General features: G+C 72.1%; 14 protein-coding genes. 1 reads left to right on the top strand and 13 read right to left on the bottom strand.

Translation table 11 applies throughout. The features are described 5' to 3' along the window. Positions 1 to 38 precede the first annotated feature (38 nt). The 6 genes from BJP65_RS11530 to BJP65_RS11505 all read right to left on the bottom strand — a co-directional run bounded on the left by BJP65_RS11530 (position 39) and on the right by BJP65_RS11505 (position 7,371). Positions 39 to 1,052 (bottom strand): LacI family DNA-binding transcriptional regulator, encoded by a 1,014-nt coding sequence (locus BJP65_RS11530; RefSeq protein ID WP_055833022.1) that lies wholly within the window; start codon positions 1,050 to 1,052, stop codon positions 39 to 41. Beyond that, entirely contained in the window at positions 1,045 to 2,577 is a 1,533-nt protein-coding gene (locus BJP65_RS11525) for a sugar ABC transporter ATP-binding protein (RefSeq protein WP_055833020.1), read from the bottom strand. Before BJP65_RS11525 ends, BJP65_RS11530 begins: the two co-directional genes overlap by 8 nt. A gap of 52 nt (positions 2,578 to 2,629) precedes the next feature. Next, positions 2,630 to 3,649, bottom strand: a complete 1,020-nt coding sequence (locus BJP65_RS11520; protein ID WP_055833017.1) for an ABC transporter permease — start codon at positions 3,647 to 3,649, stop codon at positions 2,630 to 2,632. Then, entirely contained in the window at positions 3,649 to 4,674 is a 1,026-nt protein-coding gene (locus tag BJP65_RS11515) for an ABC transporter permease (protein WP_055833015.1), read from the bottom strand. The genes BJP65_RS11520 and BJP65_RS11515 overlap by 1 nt, the downstream gene beginning before the upstream one ends. Next, on the bottom strand, positions 4,671 to 6,245 hold the full coding sequence (locus BJP65_RS11510) for a sugar ABC transporter ATP-binding protein (RefSeq protein WP_055833013.1): 1,575 nt from the start codon (positions 6,243 to 6,245) through the stop codon (positions 4,671 to 4,673). The genes BJP65_RS11515 and BJP65_RS11510 overlap by 4 nt, the downstream gene beginning before the upstream one ends. A gap of 139 nt (positions 6,246 to 6,384) precedes the next feature. Then, positions 6,385 to 7,371 carry an ABC transporter substrate-binding protein gene (locus BJP65_RS11505; RefSeq protein WP_055940627.1) on the bottom strand — a complete coding sequence of 329 codons (987 nt, stop codon included), beginning with the start codon at positions 7,369 to 7,371 and terminating at the stop codon, positions 6,385 to 6,387. Positions 7,372 to 7,609: 238 nt separating this feature from the next. Between BJP65_RS11505 and BJP65_RS11500 the strand changes: the two genes are divergently transcribed. Next, on the top strand, positions 7,610 to 8,173 hold the full coding sequence (locus BJP65_RS11500; protein ID WP_055833010.1) for a flavin reductase family protein: 564 nt from the start codon (positions 7,610 to 7,612) through the stop codon (positions 8,171 to 8,173). A 192-nt stretch (positions 8,174 to 8,365) separates the two neighbouring features. Here the strand turns inward: BJP65_RS11500 and BJP65_RS11495 are convergent, their stop codons facing one another. From BJP65_RS11495 to BJP65_RS11465, 7 genes are all read right to left on the bottom strand, one after another. After that, positions 8,366 to 9,172: a hypothetical protein gene (locus BJP65_RS11495; protein ID WP_070409240.1), complete on the bottom strand. Its 807-nt coding sequence runs from the start codon at positions 9,170 to 9,172 to the stop codon at positions 8,366 to 8,368. After that, positions 9,169 to 10,398: a CaiB/BaiF CoA-transferase family protein gene (locus tag BJP65_RS11490; protein ID WP_070409239.1), complete on the bottom strand. Its 1,230-nt coding sequence runs from the start codon at positions 10,396 to 10,398 to the stop codon at positions 9,169 to 9,171. Before BJP65_RS11490 ends, BJP65_RS11495 begins: the two co-directional genes overlap by 4 nt. Continuing rightward, positions 10,395 to 11,372 carry a hydroxymethylglutaryl-CoA lyase gene (locus BJP65_RS11485; RefSeq protein WP_070409238.1) on the bottom strand — a complete coding sequence of 326 codons (978 nt, stop codon included), beginning with the start codon at positions 11,370 to 11,372 and terminating at the stop codon, positions 10,395 to 10,397. The genes BJP65_RS11490 and BJP65_RS11485 overlap by 4 nt, the downstream gene beginning before the upstream one ends. Continuing rightward, a complete protein-coding gene (locus BJP65_RS11480) occupies positions 11,369 to 12,643 on the bottom strand; it encodes a hydroxymethylglutaryl-CoA reductase, degradative (protein WP_070409237.1) in 1,275 nt (424 codons plus the stop codon). The genes BJP65_RS11485 and BJP65_RS11480 overlap by 4 nt, the downstream gene beginning before the upstream one ends. 121 nt (positions 12,644 to 12,764) lie before the next feature. After that, positions 12,765 to 14,528: a GAF domain-containing protein gene (locus BJP65_RS11475; RefSeq protein ID WP_070409236.1), complete on the bottom strand. Its 1,764-nt coding sequence runs from the start codon at positions 14,526 to 14,528 to the stop codon at positions 12,765 to 12,767. A gap of 8 nt (positions 14,529 to 14,536) precedes the next feature. Further along, complete coding sequence (locus tag BJP65_RS11470; RefSeq protein ID WP_070409235.1) at positions 14,537 to 15,307, bottom strand: ABC transporter ATP-binding protein; 771 nt, start codon at positions 15,305 to 15,307, stop codon at positions 14,537 to 14,539. Next, positions 15,304 to 17,076: a dipeptide/oligopeptide/nickel ABC transporter permease/ATP-binding protein gene (locus tag BJP65_RS11465; protein WP_070409234.1), complete on the bottom strand. Its 1,773-nt coding sequence runs from the start codon at positions 17,074 to 17,076 to the stop codon at positions 15,304 to 15,306. Before BJP65_RS11465 ends, BJP65_RS11470 begins: the two co-directional genes overlap by 4 nt. Positions 17,077 to 17,079 lie beyond the last annotated feature (3 nt).

The raw sequence follows: 17,079 nt of genomic DNA, 5'->3' as shown, positions 1-17,079 counted from the left end.
GGATGCCTCGGCATCCGGGGTCTTCTCGGTTGACGGCGTCAGCGCGCGAGAGGCGCCGACGACCGCACGACGAGACGGGTCGGCAGGGGGGTGCTCTCGGTCGCGGTGTCGGGCTCCTCGACCAGCAGCAGGACCTTCTGCATGAGGATCTCGCCGAGGGCGGCGAAGTCCTGCCGCACGGTCGTCAGCGAGGGGTACACGAACGCGGCCTCGGGCACGTCGTCGAATCCGACCACCCCGATGTCTTCGGGCACGCGCAGCCCGCGCTCGCGCAGGGCCGAGAGCACGCCGATCGCCATGTGGTCGTTGGCGACGAAGATGCCCTCACCGGGAGACAAGTCGGCCTCGGACGCGATGCGGTACCCGCTCGCCGCCGACCAGTCGCCGTGCACCGCCGGCGTCGACTGCGCGCGCGCGGCGGCGATCTCTTCGCGCCATCCGCGGATGCGCTCGACGGCGTCGGGGTTGCGGGCCGGACCCGCGATGTGGCGAACCGTCTCGTACCCGGCCTCGAGCAGGTGGCGCACCGCCCCGCGCGCGCCCCGGTACTGGTCGATCGCGACCAGGCGCGGGTGGGGGCGGGCGCTGGCGGCCGCGGCGACGATGGGGATGTCGAGGTCGAGGGCCTGCACGGCGGCGAGCACCTCGGTGTCGACGACGACGAGCACGATGGCGTCGACGCGCTGCTTGAGGAGCCCGTCGATCGCGGCCCGCACCGGGGCGACGTCGCTCTGGGGCGAGCTGATCGCGTCGACGTTGTACCGCGCGGCGCGGGCGGCGAAGTTGAAGTTCGTCGCGATCGACGAGGGGCCGTAGTCGACCGTGCCGGGGGTGACCAGCCCGATCGTGCGGGTACGCCGCGTGACGAGCGCGCGCGCCGCGGGCGAGGGGCTGTACCGCAGCTGGGCGATGGCCTGCTCGACGCGCGCGCGGGTCGCCGGTCGCACGTTGGGCATGTTGTTCAGTACGCGCGACACCGTCTGATGCGACACCCCGGCCAGACGGGCGACGTCGAAGATGTTGGCGGTGCGCGAGGCCTTGTCGTCAGCCACCCAGGTCCTCGTCCCCGCTCGTGTGCCCCGCGACCAGGGCCAGCAGCGCGTCGGAGGTGAGATCGGCGGCCGGCACGATCTGCGCGAGCACGCCGTCGCGCATGACCGCCACCAGGTGCGCGACGCGCAGCACTTCGTCGAGCTCGGCCGAGATGTAGACGATCGACAGACCGTTGTCGCTGAGCTCTCCCACCAGCCGCTGGATCTCGGCCTTGGCTCCGACGTCGATGCCGCGGGTCGGTTCGTCGAGCACGATGAGGCGGGGGGACAGGGCCAGCAGCCGCGCGAGCAGCACCTTCTGCTGATTGCCGCCCGACAGCGTCGACACCCGCCGATCGATGTCGGTGGGGCGGATGTGCAGCGCCTCGACCCAGCTCATCGCGAGCTCGCGTCGACGCGCGGTGCTGAGGCGGTGCAGCACTCCGCGCTGCGCCTGCAGTGCGAGCGTGATGTTGTCGAGCACGCTGAGATCGCCGATGACGCCCTCGGTGCGCCGGTTCTCGGACGAGTACGCCACCCGGCGACGGATCGCCTCGCGCGGGTTGCCGAGCTGAGCGGTCTCGCCGTCGATGCGCAGGTCGCCGGCGTCGGGGCGGTCGACGCCGGTGAGGGCCCGAGCCAGCTCGCTGCGGCCCGAGCCGAGCAGTCCCGCCACCCCGATGACCTCGCCCTCGGCGATGTCGAGGTCGGCGGCGCGCAGACGGCTTCCGGATGCCAGACCGCGGGCGCTGAGCAGGCTCGGCCCGTCGGCGGCCTCGACCTCGCGCTGCCCGAGCGGGGCGAGGGTCTCGACGGTCGCGCCGAGCATCTTCTCGACCAGGTCGATGCGCAGCAGCTCGCGCGTGCCGTACTCGCCGACCAGGCGACCGCCGCGCAGCACGGTGACGCGGTCGCAGATCTCGTACACCTGGTCGAGGAAGTGCGACACGAACACGATCGCGATGCCCTGCGACTTCAGGTCGCGGATGACGCGGAACAGTTCGGCGACCTCGTCGGCATCCAGGCTCGAGGTGGGCTCGTCGAGAACGAGCACCTTCACCTCGGTCGACACCGCGCGGGCGATGGCCACCAACTGCTGCACGGCGAGCGGGTGCGACGAGAGCACCGAGGCCGGGTCGACGTCGACCCCGAGAGCGGCGAGCGCCGACTCGGCCCGCGCGCGCATCTCGCGGTGATCGATCACTCCCCAGCGGCGGGGTTCGCGCCCGAGCGAGATGTTCTCGGCGACGGTGAGGTTGGGGAGCAGGTCGATCTCTTGGTAGACCGTCGAGATACCCACCGCCTGCGCGTCGGCCGGAGACGCGAAGCGCATCTCGTGCCCCTCGAGCAGGATGGAGCCGGCGTCGAGACGCATCGCGCCCGTGAGGGCCTTGATCAGCGTGGATTTGCCCGCGCCGTTCTCGCCCATGAGCGAGTGCACTTCGCCGGGGAGGAGGCGGAAGTCGACGTCGGCGAGCGCGGATTCGACGCCGAAACGCACCGTCGCCCCGCGCACCTCGAGGAGGGGCGGGGCGACGGCGGACATGGGCTCAATCATGCCCGCGCCGACGCGGGAGTGCGAACACGACCCGGCTGATTCAGCGGCTGAGCGCGGAGCGCGAGACGATCACGCGCTGCACCACCACGAACAGCAGCAGAAGGGCTCCGACGGTGATGCGCGTCCACGACTGTTCGGCTCCCGAGAACGAGATGATGGTGCGGATCAGGCCGTACACGAAGACGCCGATCATCGAGCCGACGACGAACCCGCTGCCGCCGGTGAGGAGAGTGCCGCCGATGACGACCGCGGCGATCGTGTCGAGCTCGGTGCCGACGCCGTTGAGGGGGTAGCCGGCGCCCGAGTAGGCCGTCAGCACGATCCCCGCGAGTCCCGCGCACACGCCGCTGATGACGTAGACCGAGAGCTTCGCCCGCACCACCGGCAGACCCATGAGCCGCGCCGACTGCTCGTTGCCGCCCACGGCGTACACCGTGCGGCCGAAGCGGGTGTAGCGCAGTACGAACGCGGCGAGCGCGACCGTGAGCAGGGCAATGATCCCCGTGGGGGTGATGTACCAGCCCGCGAACGAGAAGCGCGTGGACTGCAGCCAGAGCAGTCCTTCGTTCTCGACCTTGATCGACTCGAGGCTCACCACGAAGGCGAGGCCACGGGCGAGGAACATCCCCACGAGCGAGGCGATGAACGGCTGCACGTCGAAGAACTGCACGAGGATGCCGATGAGCAGGCCGATCGCCGCGCCGATGAGCACCATCGCCGGCAGCGCGACGGCGACGGGTACGCCGTCGCCGAGCATCTTGGCGCAGAGGATGCCGGTGAAGGCCATCACCGCGCCGACCGACAGGTCGATGCCGCCGGTGAGGATGACGAAGGTCATGCCCACCGCGAGCACCAGCAGATAGGCGTTGTCGAGCAGGATCGACGACATGATGCGGTTCAGCTGGAAGTTCGGGAAGTACCACATCGACCCGGCGATCATCAGAACGAGGATGATCACCGCGGCGAACACCGGCACCCACGAGATGTGACGGCTGAGGAAGCGGCGGTACGTGCTCGCCGGTGCCGCCGAGCCGTGTCGTTCTTCGGTGAGAGTGGCCATCAGGACAGCACCTTTGCGTCGGGACGTCGGGTCAGGGAGCGGATCTGGAAGTAGGCGCGGAAGCGGCTCGACTGCAGCAGCACCACGATGAGCACGGCCGCGGCCATGAACACCGGGCTGACCGCCGGCGGGACGCCGAGGAAGGTGATCGTGCTCTTCAGCGTCTGGATGGTGAACACGCCCACCACGGTTCCGGCGAGACTGAATTTGCCGCCGGCGAGGGAGGTGCCGCCGAGGACGACCGCGAGGATGGCGTCGAGTTCGATGTACAGACCGGCCGCGTTGGCGTCGGCCGCCATGATGTTCGAGCTGTAGAGGATGCCGGCCATGCCCGCGAGCGCGCCGCTGGCGATGTAGGCCCCCCAGATGATGCCGCGGGAGCGGACGCCGGCCAGGCGGCTGGCCTCGGGATTGATGCCCACCGCCTCGGTCAGCATGCCGAGGGCCGTGCGGCGCTCGATCACGCCGATGAGGATCACCGCGACGATCGAGACGTAGAAGGCGAAGGGGAGGCCCAGCACGTACCCGCCGGCGATGAACTTGTAGGGGTCGCTGTTGATCGTGGTGATGAACCCGCCCGTGATGAGCAGGGCCACACCGCGACCGGCGAGCATGAGCACCAGGGTGGCGATGATCGGCTGGATGCCGAGGACCGAGACCAGGAAGCCGTTCCACACCCCCAGCAGCAGAGCGACGCCCACCGCGGCGGCGATCGCGGTGAACACCACGCCGAGGTTGCCCGGTTCGGGCGAGGCCTCGATGACGGTCAGCGCGACGGCCCCCGACACCGCCATGATCGCTCCGACCGACAGGTCGATGCCGCGGGTGGCGATGACGAGGGTCATGCCGAGCGCGACGAGCATGAGCGGCGCGCTGTTGCGCAGGATGTCGATCAGCGAGCCGTAGAACTGACCGTTCTGCATGGTGATGCTGAGGAACGACGGCCGCGAGATGGTGTTGACGGCGATGAGCGCGACGAGAGCCGCGATCGGCCACACGAGGCGGTGCGAAAAGAATTTCTTCATGCGATCTTCTCCCGATCGGACGACGGTGTCTCGGGGGCGGTGGGGGATGCGGCGGTGGGCTGGCCCTCGGCGATGTAGGACACCAGCGCATCGAGATCGACGTCTCGGGTGGCCAGTTCGCCGATCTTACGACGGTCGCGAAGGACCGCCACGCGCTGAGCGAGACGCAGGACCTCTTCGAGTTCCGACGAGATGAAGACGACCGCGAGGCCCTTCGCGGCGAGCTCGGCGACCTTGCGCTGGATGTCGGCCTTGGCGCCGACGTCGATGCCTCGGGTCGGCTCGTCGAGCAGGAGGAGCTCGGGCGCGGTGGCCAGCCATCGTGCCAGGAGCACCTTCTGCTGGTTGCCGCCGGAGAGGTTGCGGATCAGCGCGTGGGGGTTGGCCGGGCGCACCCCGAGGGCGGTGATGTACTCGTCGACGATGGCCGCGGTCTCGGCGGCGCCGACCTTGCGCAGCGCACCTCGACGCGCCTGGATGCCCAGGACGATGTTCTCGGCGACGGTGAGGTCGCCGACGATGCCCTCGGCGCGGCGGTCCTCGGACGAGAAGGCGATGCCGCGGTCGAGCGCGTGTCGCGGAGACCCGGTGCGGGTGGCGGTGCCACCGACCTCGATGGAGCCGCCGTCGGGCCGGTCGGCGCCGGCGATGAGGCGCGCGAGCTCCGTGCGCCCCGAGCCGAGCAGGCCCGCGAGCCCGACGATCTCGCCCCCGAAGACCTCGAGATCGACGGGCTCGAGGGCGTTCTTGCGCCCGAGCGACAGGGCGCGCAGCACCGGGGTGCCCGACCGGTCGATCGGGCGTTCGGCGCTGGCCGAGATGGCATCCAACTCGCCCAGTTCGCGGCCGATCATCTTGGCCACGAGCTGTTCGCGACCGAGTTCAGCGATGGGGTATTCACCCACGAGCGCTCCGTTGCGCAGCACCGTGAGGCGGTCGGAGATCTCGTAGATCTGGTCGAGGAAGTGCGAGACGAAGAGGATCGCGACACCGCGGTCGCGCAGGTCGCGGACGACGCCGAAGAGCTGCTCGACTTCGCCGCGGTCGAGGCTCGAGGTGGGTTCGTCGAGAACGAGCACCTTGGTGTCGACCACCATCGCCCGGCTGATCGCGACGAGCTGCTGCACGGCGATCGAGTGGCTGGCGAGGATCGAGCGGGTGTCGATGTGCACCCCCAGGCCCGCCAGGTGCGTGGCCGCGGCGGCGTGCGTCGCCTTCCAGTCGACCATGCCGGCGCGGCGGATCTCGCCGCCGAGCATCACGTTCTCGCCGACCGTGAGGTTCTGGCAGAGGTTGACCTCTTGGTAGACGGTGGCGATGCCGGCGGACTGCGCATCGGCCGTGGAGCGGAACTGCCGCTCCTGGCCGTCGACGAGGATGGTGCCCTCGTCGATGCCGTAGACCCCGGTCAGGGCCTTGATGAGAGTGGACTTGCCGGCGCCGTTCTCTCCCATGAGGGAGTGGACTTCGCCCGCGTGGAGGGTGAAGTCGACGCCGTCGAGCGCCTTCACCCCGGGGAACTGGATGCTGATCCCGCGCATCGCGACGACGGGCGCACGTTCGGTTGTCATGCTCGATCGCTTTCTCGGATCGTGAGGCGTGCGGGGTCGGACTCGCCGACCCCGCACGCCGGGGAGGATGTTCCGTCGATGCCGGGGCGATCGGACGGGGTGCCGCCGAGGGGGAGCTCGGCGACGGGATCCGAACGGATCAGTAGGGGCGGCTGTCCAGGACCTTCTTGGCCTGCTCCTGGTCGAACGCCTGGTCCTCGACGACGTAGCTCTTGTCGACGGACTCGCCGGCGACGACCTTCTTGACGACCTCGGCGGTCTTCTCACCCAGGAGCGGGTTGCACTCGACGATGTAGTTGAACTCGCCCGCGGCCAGAGCGGTCATGCCGTCCTTCACCGCGTCGATCGTCACGATCTGGATGTCCTTGCCGGGCGTCATGCCGGCGGCCTTGATGGCCTCGAGCGCGCCGAGACCCATGTCGTCGTTGTGGGCGAAGAGCAGGTTGATCTCGGAGCCGTACTTCTGCAGGAAGCCCTCCATGACCGTCTTGCCGTCGGCGCGGGTGAAGTTGCCCGTCTGCGAGTCGAGCACCTTGATGTCGGTGCCGGCGATCGCGGAGTCGAAGCCTTCGGCGCGGTCGGTGGCGGCCGACGAGCCCGTGGTGCCCTCGAGCACGACGAGGTTGGTGGGCTTGTCCCCGAAGTTGTCGGCGGCCCACTTGCCGGCCGTCTCGCCTTCCTTCTTGAAGTCGAGGCCGATCCAGCTGGCGTAGAGGTCTTCGGATGCCGAGACGGTGCGGTCTTCGAGGACGACGGGGATGTTGGCATCCTTCGCCTCCTGCAGCACGTCGTCCCAGCCGTCGGTGACGATCGGCGCGAGCACGATCGCGTCGACGCCCTGGTTGATGAAGCTGCGGACCGCGGCGATCTGCGCCTCGGGCTTGTTGTCGGCCGCGTTGAAGATGAGGTTGAAGCCGTTGGCCTCGCTGAACGCCTCTTTCATCGACTCGGTGTTGGCGCTGCGCCATCCGCTCTCGGAGCCAGTCTGCGCGAAGCCGACCGTGATGGTGTCGCCGCTGCCGCCACCGGCACCGCCCGCCGCGCCCCCGCCGCCGGCACAGCCGGTCGCGGTGAATGCGATGGCGCCGACCAGGGCCACGCCCGCAATGATCTTGTTCGCCTTCATGATGAAACCTCCTCGTTTCGCCGGCTGCGATGCCGGTTCATGTGATGCAGCCCCTCGGGTGAGCCGTTGCTGAATGTTAGCGCTCACACAACCAGGAGTGTCAAGCGATTTCCTGCCGCGAAAAGTCACGGATTGATAAATGTGAAGCCTCACACTGAGCCGCCCGGCGGGGTGTCGACGGTTTCGCCGTGTTGCGCCGACGATGCCGACCCCCGCGTAAGCGCCTACCGTCGTAGTCATGACTTCGCTTCCGCACGGGGACCACGAGAGCACCCCCGCGATCGGCACCACCGTCTCGGCGGACGACTTCAAGCGCGCGTTCCGGGGCCACCCGGGCGGCATCGCGGTCATCACGGCGTACGGCGAGAACGGCCCCGTCGCACTGACCGCTTCGTCGGTGTCATCGGTCAGCGCCGACCCGCCGCTGCTGATCTTCTCGGTCTCGGCGCTGTCATCCGCGACGCCGACGATCATCGCGGCCGACACGATCGTGGTGCACCTGCTCGACGCCGAAGACATCGGGCTCGCGCGAACGGCCGCCACGAGCGGTCTCGACCGCTTCGCCGACACCTCCACCTGGTCGCGGCTGGCCACGGGCGAGCCCGTGTACCACGGGGTGCGCGCGTGGCTGCGGTGCCGGATCGTGAGCCGCATGGATGCCGGCGGCTCGACGGTCATCGCCGCTCAAGCCCTGCAGGTCGACGTCGAACGCGACCTCGAACCCGGCGAGTCCGGCGCCGCGCTGGTCTACCACAACCGCGCCTGGCACCGCCTCGGCGACCACTCCCGCCTGGACGACTGAGCCGGGGCGACGGTCGCGCGGCGCGCCGTCAGCCGCGAGAACACACGTTGTCGCCGAGCGCACACGCCGTCACGTGTGCGCTCGTGCAGAGCGTGTGACCTCGCGAGTGCGGCGGGCGGCGCGGTCGCGCGGCCGGCGGGCGGCGCGGTCTGGCGGCCAGCGGGCGGCGCGACCGCGCGGCGACGACCCGCGTCAGGCCCAGGCCACCTCGGCCGTCGCGAGCACGACCTCGCCGGGGCCGAGTGCCACCACGCGGGAGGCGTCGGCGGTGCCGCACAGGCGGATCGCGGTGTCGACGAAGGCCGGCGCGGTCATGCGCACGCGCAGCGCCGTGATGCGTCGATCGGGGGCATGACGGCGAGCGGCGTCGACGAGCAGGATGCGCAGCAGCGGACCGTGCACGAGCAAGTCGTCGAGCCCCTCCTCGTCGCGCGCCCAGCGGCGGTCGTAGTGCACGAGGTGGGTGTTGAACGTCAGCGCCGAGAAGCGGAAGAGCTGGCGGGCGTCGAGGGTGACCTCGTCGATCCACGCGGCCTCGGCGGCGGCCGCGGGGTCGGTCCGGGGCGGGCGGGCGGGGCCCGAGGCCGCTCCGAGGAAGACGTCGTGCCAGGTGCTGCGCACCACGACCTCGCCTCCCACGGCGATCGCGCGCTCGATGTCGGCGAAGACCAGTCGGCCGCTCGCTCCCGTCTTCTCGACGAGCGAGCCCGCCGTCGCCGTCTGCGCCGCGACGTCGCCCACACGCAGGACGCCGGGGAACACCGTGTCCTCGCCCGCGTACATCCGCCGGGGCAGATCGATCTCGGGCAGGATGCCATCGCGCGCGGGCGTCCCATCGGGGCGCAGGTCGTCGAGCGCGACGGCGAAGGGGAAGAAGACGCCCTCCCACCCGGGCGGGAGCGTCGCGCCCTCGGCACGCACCGGGTCGGCGGGGGCGAACGTGCCGCGGAAGGCCTCGACCGGCACGGCATCCAGGACCTGCGTGCGGGTGGTGCTCACGACAGCGCGCCCGAGGCGCGCAGCGCCGCGATCCGGTCGGCGTCGTACCCGGCGAGACCGGTCAGCACGGCATCGGAGTGCTCGGCGAAGCGGTTCGCGACGCGCGCCGGCGTGGCGGGGGTGGCGCTGAGCTTGATGGGCTGCCCGAACATGCGCAGCACCCCCAGGTCGCCGTAGTCGGCCTCGACGATCATGTCGCGCTCGGCAATGCCGGGGTCGTCGACCACCTCGCCGATCGTCTTGATCGCGGTGAGGGGGATGACGTCGCCGGCGAGGGCTTCGAGCTCGGCCTTGGTGCGGTCCCGGAGCCACCCCGCCACCACCGGCTTCACCCGGCGCGCGTACACCTCGGCGTCGAACCTCTTGCGCATCGTGTCGATCTCGGGATCGTCGGCCACCTCGGGCGACCCGAACAGCTCGCAGCTCGCGCGCCACAGCTTGTCGGTGTAGGCACCGAAGAACACCTGACCGTCGGCGCAGTCGAACAGCTCGTACGGCCGCACCCACGCGTGCTCGTTCCCCGCGGGCTCGGCCTCGACCCCGCGCACGGTGTAGTCCACGACGGCGGTCTCGGTGAGCGCCAGGATGCTGTCGACCTGGGCGACGTCGACGAGCTGGCCCTCGCCCGTGCGCTCCGCGTGCCGGAGGGCGGCGAGCGTGCCGATGACGGCGAACAACGTCGCCGAGAGATCGCCGATCGTCACCCCCACGCGCACGGGCGGCTGCCCGGGGTAGCCGTTCATCGACCACATGCCGCCGGCCGCCTGCGCGGTGTTGTCGAAGGCGGGGCGGCGGCTGCGCGACCCGGTCTGGCCGTAGCCCGAGACGGCGACGTAGACGAGGTGCGGGTTGGCCGCGCGCAGCACGTCGTAGCCGACGCCGAGCTTGTCCATCGTGCCGGGCCGGAAGTTCTCGACCAGGATGTCGGCCCGTCGCACGAGGTCGAGGAGAGTCTCGGTGCCGCCCGGAGCGGCGAGGTCGAGGCCGACGCCGAGCTTGCCGCGGTTGTACTGCGCGTAATAGGCGCTGAACTCGTCGTCGCCGTGCGTGAGGTACGGCGGGAAGCCGCGGGACACGTCGGGATCGCGGGGGTTCTCGATCTTGATGACCGTCGCGCCTAGGTCGGCGAGCGTCTGCGCGGCGTAGGGTCCGGCGAGCACGCGCGACAGGTCGAGCACGACCACGCCCGCGAGGGAGCCGGATCCGGGGGCCAGGGGAATGCTCATGCGGGGGTCTCCTCCAGGGGGACGGGGGCGGTGCGGGTGAGCGCGGCCGCGACGCGGGAGACGTGCGGGCGCCCGCGGACGCCCGCGAGCCACGCGCTCGTGCGGGCGAGGGCGACGAGGTCGAGACCGGTGCGGATGCCGAGACCCTCGAGCATCCACACCAGGTCTTCGGTGGCGAGGTTGCCGGTGGCACCGGGGGCGTAGGGGCAGCGGCCGAGGCCGCCGACCGAGGAGTCGAACTCGGTCACCCCGTTCTCCACCCCCGCGAGGACGTTCGCGAGGGCCTGACCGTAGGTGTCGTGCAGGTGCAGGGCCAGGGCGGAGCGCGGGATGCCGGTACCCGCCACCGCCTCGATGACCGCCTCGACGTGTCCCGCCGTGGCGACCCCGATCGTGTCGCCCAGGGCGAGGGTGCGGCATCCGGAATCGTGCAACGCGGAGGCCGCGTCGACCACGGCGGCGAGGTCGACGTCGCCCTCCCACGGGTCGCCGAACGCCATGGAGACGTAGCCGCGCACCGGGACCCCCTCGGCCCGGGCGGCCGCGACGACGTCGGTCGCCCGGGACACCGCCCCGGCGCGGTCGGTGTTGAGGTTGGCGCGGGCGAAGGACTCGGTGGCGCTCACGACGACGGCGACCTCGCGGATCCCGGCGGCGAGGGCGTCGTCGAGGCCGCGGCGATTGGGTACGAGGGCCACCGCGCGGCTCGCGGCGGGGACGGCGACCGACGCCACGAGGGGGCGCGCGTCGGCGAGCTGCGGGATCCACGCGGGCGGGACGAAGCTGGTCAGCTCCAGCGCCGTGACGCCCGCGGCGTACAGGCGTCGGCAGAGCTCCGCCTTGACCGCCGTGGGAACGACGTCGGTCTCGGCCTGAAGACCGTCGCGGGGACCCACCTCGTAGACGGTGACCTCGGCCGGCATTCCCGCACGGGCGACGACGCGGGGGAACGAGCGGGGCGCGAGGCCCGTCACGACGAAGCTCCGCGCAGCTCGGCGAGCACCTCGCGCGCGTCCTCGACGCGGATGCGGCCCTCGGCGACGATGCGGGCGGCGACGGCCGCGACCTCGTCGACCGCCGCCCCCGCGCTGGCGGCGATCGTGCGGGCGTGCAGCGTCATATGACCGCGCTGGATGCCCTCGGCAGCGAGCGCGCGGCACGCGGCGAGGTTCTGGGCGAGCCCCACCGCCGCGATGGCGGCGGCGAGCTCGCGCGCCGAGCCGACGCCCAGCAGCTGCACGGCCGCACGGGCGGCGGGGTGCGCGCGCGTCGCTCCCCCGACGAGCCCCACCGCGAGCGGCACCTCGAGGGTGCCCACCAGGTCGCCGTCGGCGTTCTGCTCGAACCGCGAGAGGGCGCGGTACGCGCCGGTGCGAGCGGCGTGCGAATGGCATCCGGCCTCGACCGCCCGGGTGTCGTTGCCGGTGGCGAGCACGACCGCCGAGATGCCGTTCATGATGCCCTTGTTGTGCGTGGCGGCGCGATAGGCGTCGGCCTCGGCGAAGGCGCTCGCCGCGACGATGTCGGCCACGACGCGCGGCCCGCCGAGCAGGTCGGCCGGGAAGACCGCGCGAGCGCGCGTGAGGCGCAGCTCGGCCTTGTTGGTGAGGATGCGCAGCAGTGTGCGGGCTCCGGCGATCTCGGCGATCCGGGGGGCGAGGGCCTCGGCCATCGTGTTCACCGCGTTGGCGCCCATGGCGTCGCGCACGTCGACGTGCAGGTGCAGGATGACCTGCACCCCGGCGCGGGTGGCGAGGGTGCGCACCGACACGTCGACCGCTCCCCCGCCGAGCGACACGAGCATCGGGTCCTGCGCGTCGGCCAGGGCGAGCAGCTCGTCGCGCGCCTCGAGCAGGCGCAGGCACGCCCCCTCGGGATCGACGGCGTCGAGCACCTGCACCTGGGCGATCATCACGTCGCCGGTGGACGAGGTGAAGAAGCCGCCCGTCTCGCGGGCGATGCGTGCGGCGTTCGAGGCGGCCGCCACGACCGAGGGTTCTTCGGTGGCCATCGGCACGAGCCGGTCGACGCCGTCGACGCGGAAGTTCGTGGCGACTCCGACCGGGATGCCGATGAGTCCCACCACGTTCTCGACGAGGTGGTCGGCCTGCGACAGCGACAGGCCGTCGCGGGGGTCGAGGGCCGCAAGGTCGTCGGCCGACAGACCGGCGGCCTCGGCGACGCGCGCGCGTCGATCGAGCGGCTCGTGGTCGCGGAGGCCCGGGAGGCGGCTGTTCGTGGTCACGGGGGCTCCTTCGCGGGCGGGATGCCGCCGCGTCGACCGCGGCGTCTGTTCGACGCTAAGACGAGACCCGGTGGCGGCATATGGACCGCCGACACACCGGATGACTCCCCCACTGCGTCGATCACCCATCGCCGCGCGACCCCAGCCGCTCGCGCAGTTCGTCGAGGCGGACCGCCGTCGACAGGCGGAAGAAGCGCTCGTCGTCGCGCCACCCCTCGCCCAGCAGCGCGTCGAGCTTCTCGAGGCGCTGGAGGATCGTGTTCGTGTGGAAGGTGAGGGCCCGCGCCGTGCGCGTGGGGCTGGCGCCGTGGCGCACGAAGGCCCGCAGGGTCGCGAGCAGATCGCTGCCGCGGGACGCGTCGTGCCGCCGGACGGCGCCGAGCATCGTGTCGAGGAAGGCGTCGAGCACCCGCCGGTCGGCACCGATGGTGGCCGCGTACGGCAGGAGGTCGTCGGCGGGGACCCGCGCGTCGTCGATGCCCAGGGCCTGGGCGAGGGAGAGGGCGGAACGCACGTCGGCGGCCGCCCGCACGAGGGCTCCCGCCTCGACGCGCACGGTCACGGCCAGCACCTCGGTGTCGACGAGGGAGCGCACCGCCTCGTACGAGACGGGGTCGAGGGGATCACCGTGGGCGGCCAGCACCAGGCCGTCGAGCTCACCGACGAGGGCGGCGGGCCCCAGCCGGCGGGCAACCACGCGGGCGATCTCGGGACGACGCTCCGCCGGCACGGCGAACGCCGTCACCGCCCCCACGGCCGTCTCGTCGATCCCCGCGCGCCGCGCGGCCGCCGCGACGTCGGCACGACGCTGCGGCGAGGCCGTGACCAGATCGAGCAGCAGGTCGGAGCGCTGCCGGTGCCCGGCCTCGGCGACGGCCTCCTCCGACAGGGCGAGCAGCGCCGCCACCTGCCCCGCCCGTTCGACGGTGCGCAGGTCGACCTCGTCGAGCGATCGTGCCGGAGGCCCCACGACGATCGCCCCGAACACCCGTCCGCCGGCGACGACGGCGCTGACGATCCCGGCATCCGGGAGCCGGATGGGTCTCCCCTCGGCACGGCTGTGGTCGAGCGCGCGCTGCACCGCCGCCGTCGGGGTCGCCGCGTCGCCGCCGCCGGCGCGCACGCCCCCCGCGGCGTCGACGATCGTCACGGCCGCCTGCAACGCCGTCGACAGCGTGGCGGCCACGGGCGCCAGTCCGCCGCCGGCCAGCACCGCGTCGACGAGCTCGCGATGCACGCGGTTGGCGCGGTCGCGCGCGGCGACGTGCGCGGTCAGCTCGGCCACCGCCGCCTCGGCGCGGAGCGCCTGCGTGCGGGCATCGGCCAGCGCCGCCGCCGTCTGCAGCACCACCGACGCGTGGGCGGCGAGGGCGGCCAGCAGCGCGATGTCGTCGGGGGTGTAGGCGCGCTCGTGCCGTTCGGCGACGAAGAGCACCCCCAGCACGGCGGAGTCCGAGAGCAGGGGAACGCCCAGCAGCGACACGATCCCCTCGGCCTCGACCGCGGCGTCGATGCCCGAGGCGTGCCGCTCGGGGGCGACGGCGTCGTACCGCCGCACCGCCCGGGGCAGCCGTGTCTCGGCGATCGCGCTCACCAGGCCGCGCCCGGGGGGGACCTCGAGGTCGCGCAGTGCGCCCGTCACCGCCCCGCGGGTCGCGCGCACGCGCAGCGCCCCGTCGACGCCGTCGAACTCCGACAGGTAGGCGACGTCGGCGGCGAGCAGCTCCTGCGCCCGCTCGACGAGACGCTCGAGAACGGCGTCGGCGTCGCGCATCGCGGCCAGCTCGCGCGCGCTGGCGTAGAGGGCCGCGAGCTCGCCGGCCCGGCGACGCAGTCCCTCGACCTCGCTGCCGACGGCGTCCGCGGACCGGTCGGGGTGGATCACGGGATCGCTCAGTCCGTCGTCATCCGCACGCCGAGCACCGGCACCGCGTCGAGCAGGTCGAGGGTGTACCTCTCGGTGGGCGCGGCCAGCAGCTGCTCGGTGGGGCCCGACTCGACGATGCGCCCGTGACGCATGACGGCGATCTCGTCGCTGACGTAGCGGACGACGGCCAGGTTGTGCGAGATGAAGAGCATCGACAGGCCGAAGCGCTCCTGCAGCTCGCGCAGCAGGTTGAGCACCGAGCCCTGCACCGACACGTCGAGGGCGCTGGTCACCTCGTCGGCGATGAGCACGCTCGGCTCGCCCGCGAGAGCGCGGGCGATCGTGACGCGCTGCCGCTGGCCGCCCGAGAACGCGGCGGGCAGGTCGCCGGCGCGGTCGGGATCGAGGTGCACGAGCCCGAGCAGCTCCCGCACCCGCGCGACGCGGGCATCGCGAGAGAAGGACTTCCCGCTCGCGCGGAGGGCCTCGGCGATCGACTCGCCGATGCTCATGCGCGGATCCAGCGCCGAGAACGGGTCCTGGAACACCAGCTGCAGACGGCGACGCGCCTCGCGTGCGTCTTTTCCCCGACCGGATGCCACGACCCCGCCGACCCGCACCTCTCCGGCGGCGGGCGGCACGAGGCCCACCGCGGCCGCGGCGATCGTGCTCTTGCCCGACCCCGATTCGCCCACGAGGCCCAGCGTCCGTCCCGCGGGGACGACGAGCGAGACGTCGTCGACGACGGTGGCCCGGCCGTATCGGACGGACAGGCGGTCGATCTCGAGGGCGTTCACACCCCCACCTCCTCGGCGAGGGCAGCGGCGGCCAGTTCCGGCGGGATGACCGGAAGAGGGCGCGTGCGGTCGGACGTCATATCGGGCAGGCACGCGATCAGCGCGCGCGAGTACGGGTGGGTGGCGTCGTCGCGGATGCGCTGGGCGTCGAGCTCCTCGACGATCAGGCCGTCCTTCATGACGAGGACGCGATCGCAGAACGCCGAGACGAGCGCGATGTCGTGCGAGATGAAGACGATCGCCGCGCCCGTGTCGCGCTGCGCCCGGCGGAGCACGCCCATCACCTGTCGCTGCACGGTGACGTCGAGGGCGGTGGTGGGCTCGTCGGCGATGATGAGCTTCGGTCGGCCGGTGAGGGCCTGACCGATCATCGCGCGCTGGCGCATCCCGCCGCTGAACTGGTGCGGGTACTGCGACAGGCGCCGCTTCGCGTCGGCGATGCCGACGGCCTCGAGCGCGGCGGCGGCGTGCGCGCGGGCATCGGCGCGCGACATCTTGAGGTGCACCTCGGGAACCTCGGTGAGTTGGCGGCCGATCGTCAGCGCGGGGTTCAACGAGGTGAGCGGGTCCTGGAACACCATGCCGAGCTCCACACCGAGCGTGGAACGATCGGCCGCGGTGAGCGGGCGCGTCATGTCGATGCCGTCGAAGGTATGAGCGCTCGTCGTGATGCGCGCATCGGTGCCGAGCAGACCCGCGAGGGCCATGGCCGTGAGCGACTTGCCCGAGCCCGACTCGCCCACGATGCCCACGACCTCGCCCGGGAGGATGCGCAGCCCGACGCCGCGGACGCGCTCGACCTCGCCGCCGTCGGGGGTGGCGAACGCGATGCGCAGGTCGGCGATCTCGGCGACGGGTTCACCCGCCGTCGCCGCCGGTCGTGCGGGGGCGGCGCCGACCCCGGAGCGACGCAGCGGGGCCACCGCGCCGAGGGCACGTCGGGCCACGGCCGCTCGGCCCCCGCCGCGCGCGTCGCCGAGCGCCTCGCTCACGAAGGTGAACACCAGGCCCGCGAGCACCACGGCGATGCCGGGACCGATCGCGGCGAGCGGGTTGACGTAGATGCGGGTGATGCCGTCCTGCAGCAGTCGCCCCCAGTCGTACTCGGGCGCCTGCACACCGAGACCCAGGAACGACAGTCCCGCGAACGACAGCAGCGTCACGCTGGCGGTGGCCGCGGCGTTGACGAACAGCGGGTTGGCGATGTTGGGCAGGATGTGGCGCACCAGGATGCCGAACGGTCCGACGCCGACGACGCGGGCGGCCCGCACGTAGTCGCGGCCCGAGACCGACGACGCCAGGTTGTAGACCAGACGCGCCATGAAGGGGATGCCCGAGATGCCGATCGCGAGCATCGCCGTCACGGCGCTCGCGCCCCAGATGACGGTGAAGAACAGCACCATCAGCAGCCAGGGGAAGGCGAGGAGAACGTCGAGCAGGCCGGTGGCCAGTCGACGTGCGTGCCGCGGCAGGATCACGGCGATGAGGCCGTAGGCGATGCCGCCGACCGTGGAGACCACCGTGGCGCCCAGGGTCAACAGCAGCGAGATGCGGGCGGCGACGAGCACGCGCGCGAAGATGTTGCGGCCGAGGTCGTCGGTGCCGAACGGGTGCGCGAGGCTCGGCGGCAGCAACCGCGCGGGGACGTTCGAGGTCTCGGCCGCGGCGAGGAAGAGCGTGGGTCCCGCGGTCGCGAGGAACAGGAACAGCAGCACGCCGACGAGAGCGGCGATGCCGGCCGGAGACAGCAGTCGTGAGCGCCAGGTCATGGG

Source organism: Microbacterium sp. BH-3-3-3 (assembly GCF_001792815.1).
In the GTDB taxonomy this organism is placed as follows: Bacteria; Actinomycetota; Actinomycetes; order Actinomycetales; family Microbacteriaceae; genus Microbacterium.
This window is presented reverse-complemented; position numbering and strand designations above follow the sequence as displayed.

What these genes read in the sequence shown, in the direction of transcription:
- BJP65_RS11525 (WP_055833020.1), bottom strand. Translation starts at nt 2,577, where the DNA reads ATGTCCGCCGTCGCCCCGCCCCTCCTCGAGGTGCGCGGGGCGACGGTG.
- BJP65_RS11520 (WP_055833017.1), bottom strand. Translation starts at nt 3,649, where the DNA reads ATGGCCACTCTCACCGAAGAACGACACGGCTCGGCGGCACCGGCGAGC.
- BJP65_RS11515 (WP_055833015.1), bottom strand. Translation starts at nt 4,674, where the DNA reads ATGAAGAAATTCTTTTCGCACCGCCTCGTGTGGCCGATCGCGGCTCTC.
- BJP65_RS11510 (WP_055833013.1), bottom strand. Translation starts at nt 6,245, where the DNA reads ATGACAACCGAACGTGCGCCCGTCGTCGCGATGCGCGGGATCAGCATC.
- BJP65_RS11505 (WP_055940627.1), bottom strand. Translation starts at nt 7,371, where the DNA reads ATGAAGGCGAACAAGATCATTGCGGGCGTGGCCCTGGTCGGCGCCATC.
- BJP65_RS11500 (WP_055833010.1), top strand. Translation starts at nt 7,610, where the DNA reads ATGACTTCGCTTCCGCACGGGGACCACGAGAGCACCCCCGCGATCGGC.
- BJP65_RS11490 (WP_070409239.1), bottom strand. Translation starts at nt 10,398, where the DNA reads ATGAGCATTCCCCTGGCCCCCGGATCCGGCTCCCTCGCGGGCGTGGTC.
- BJP65_RS11465 (WP_070409234.1), bottom strand. Translation starts at nt 17,076, where the DNA reads ATGACCTGGCGCTCACGACTGCTGTCTCCGGCCGGCATCGCCGCTCTC.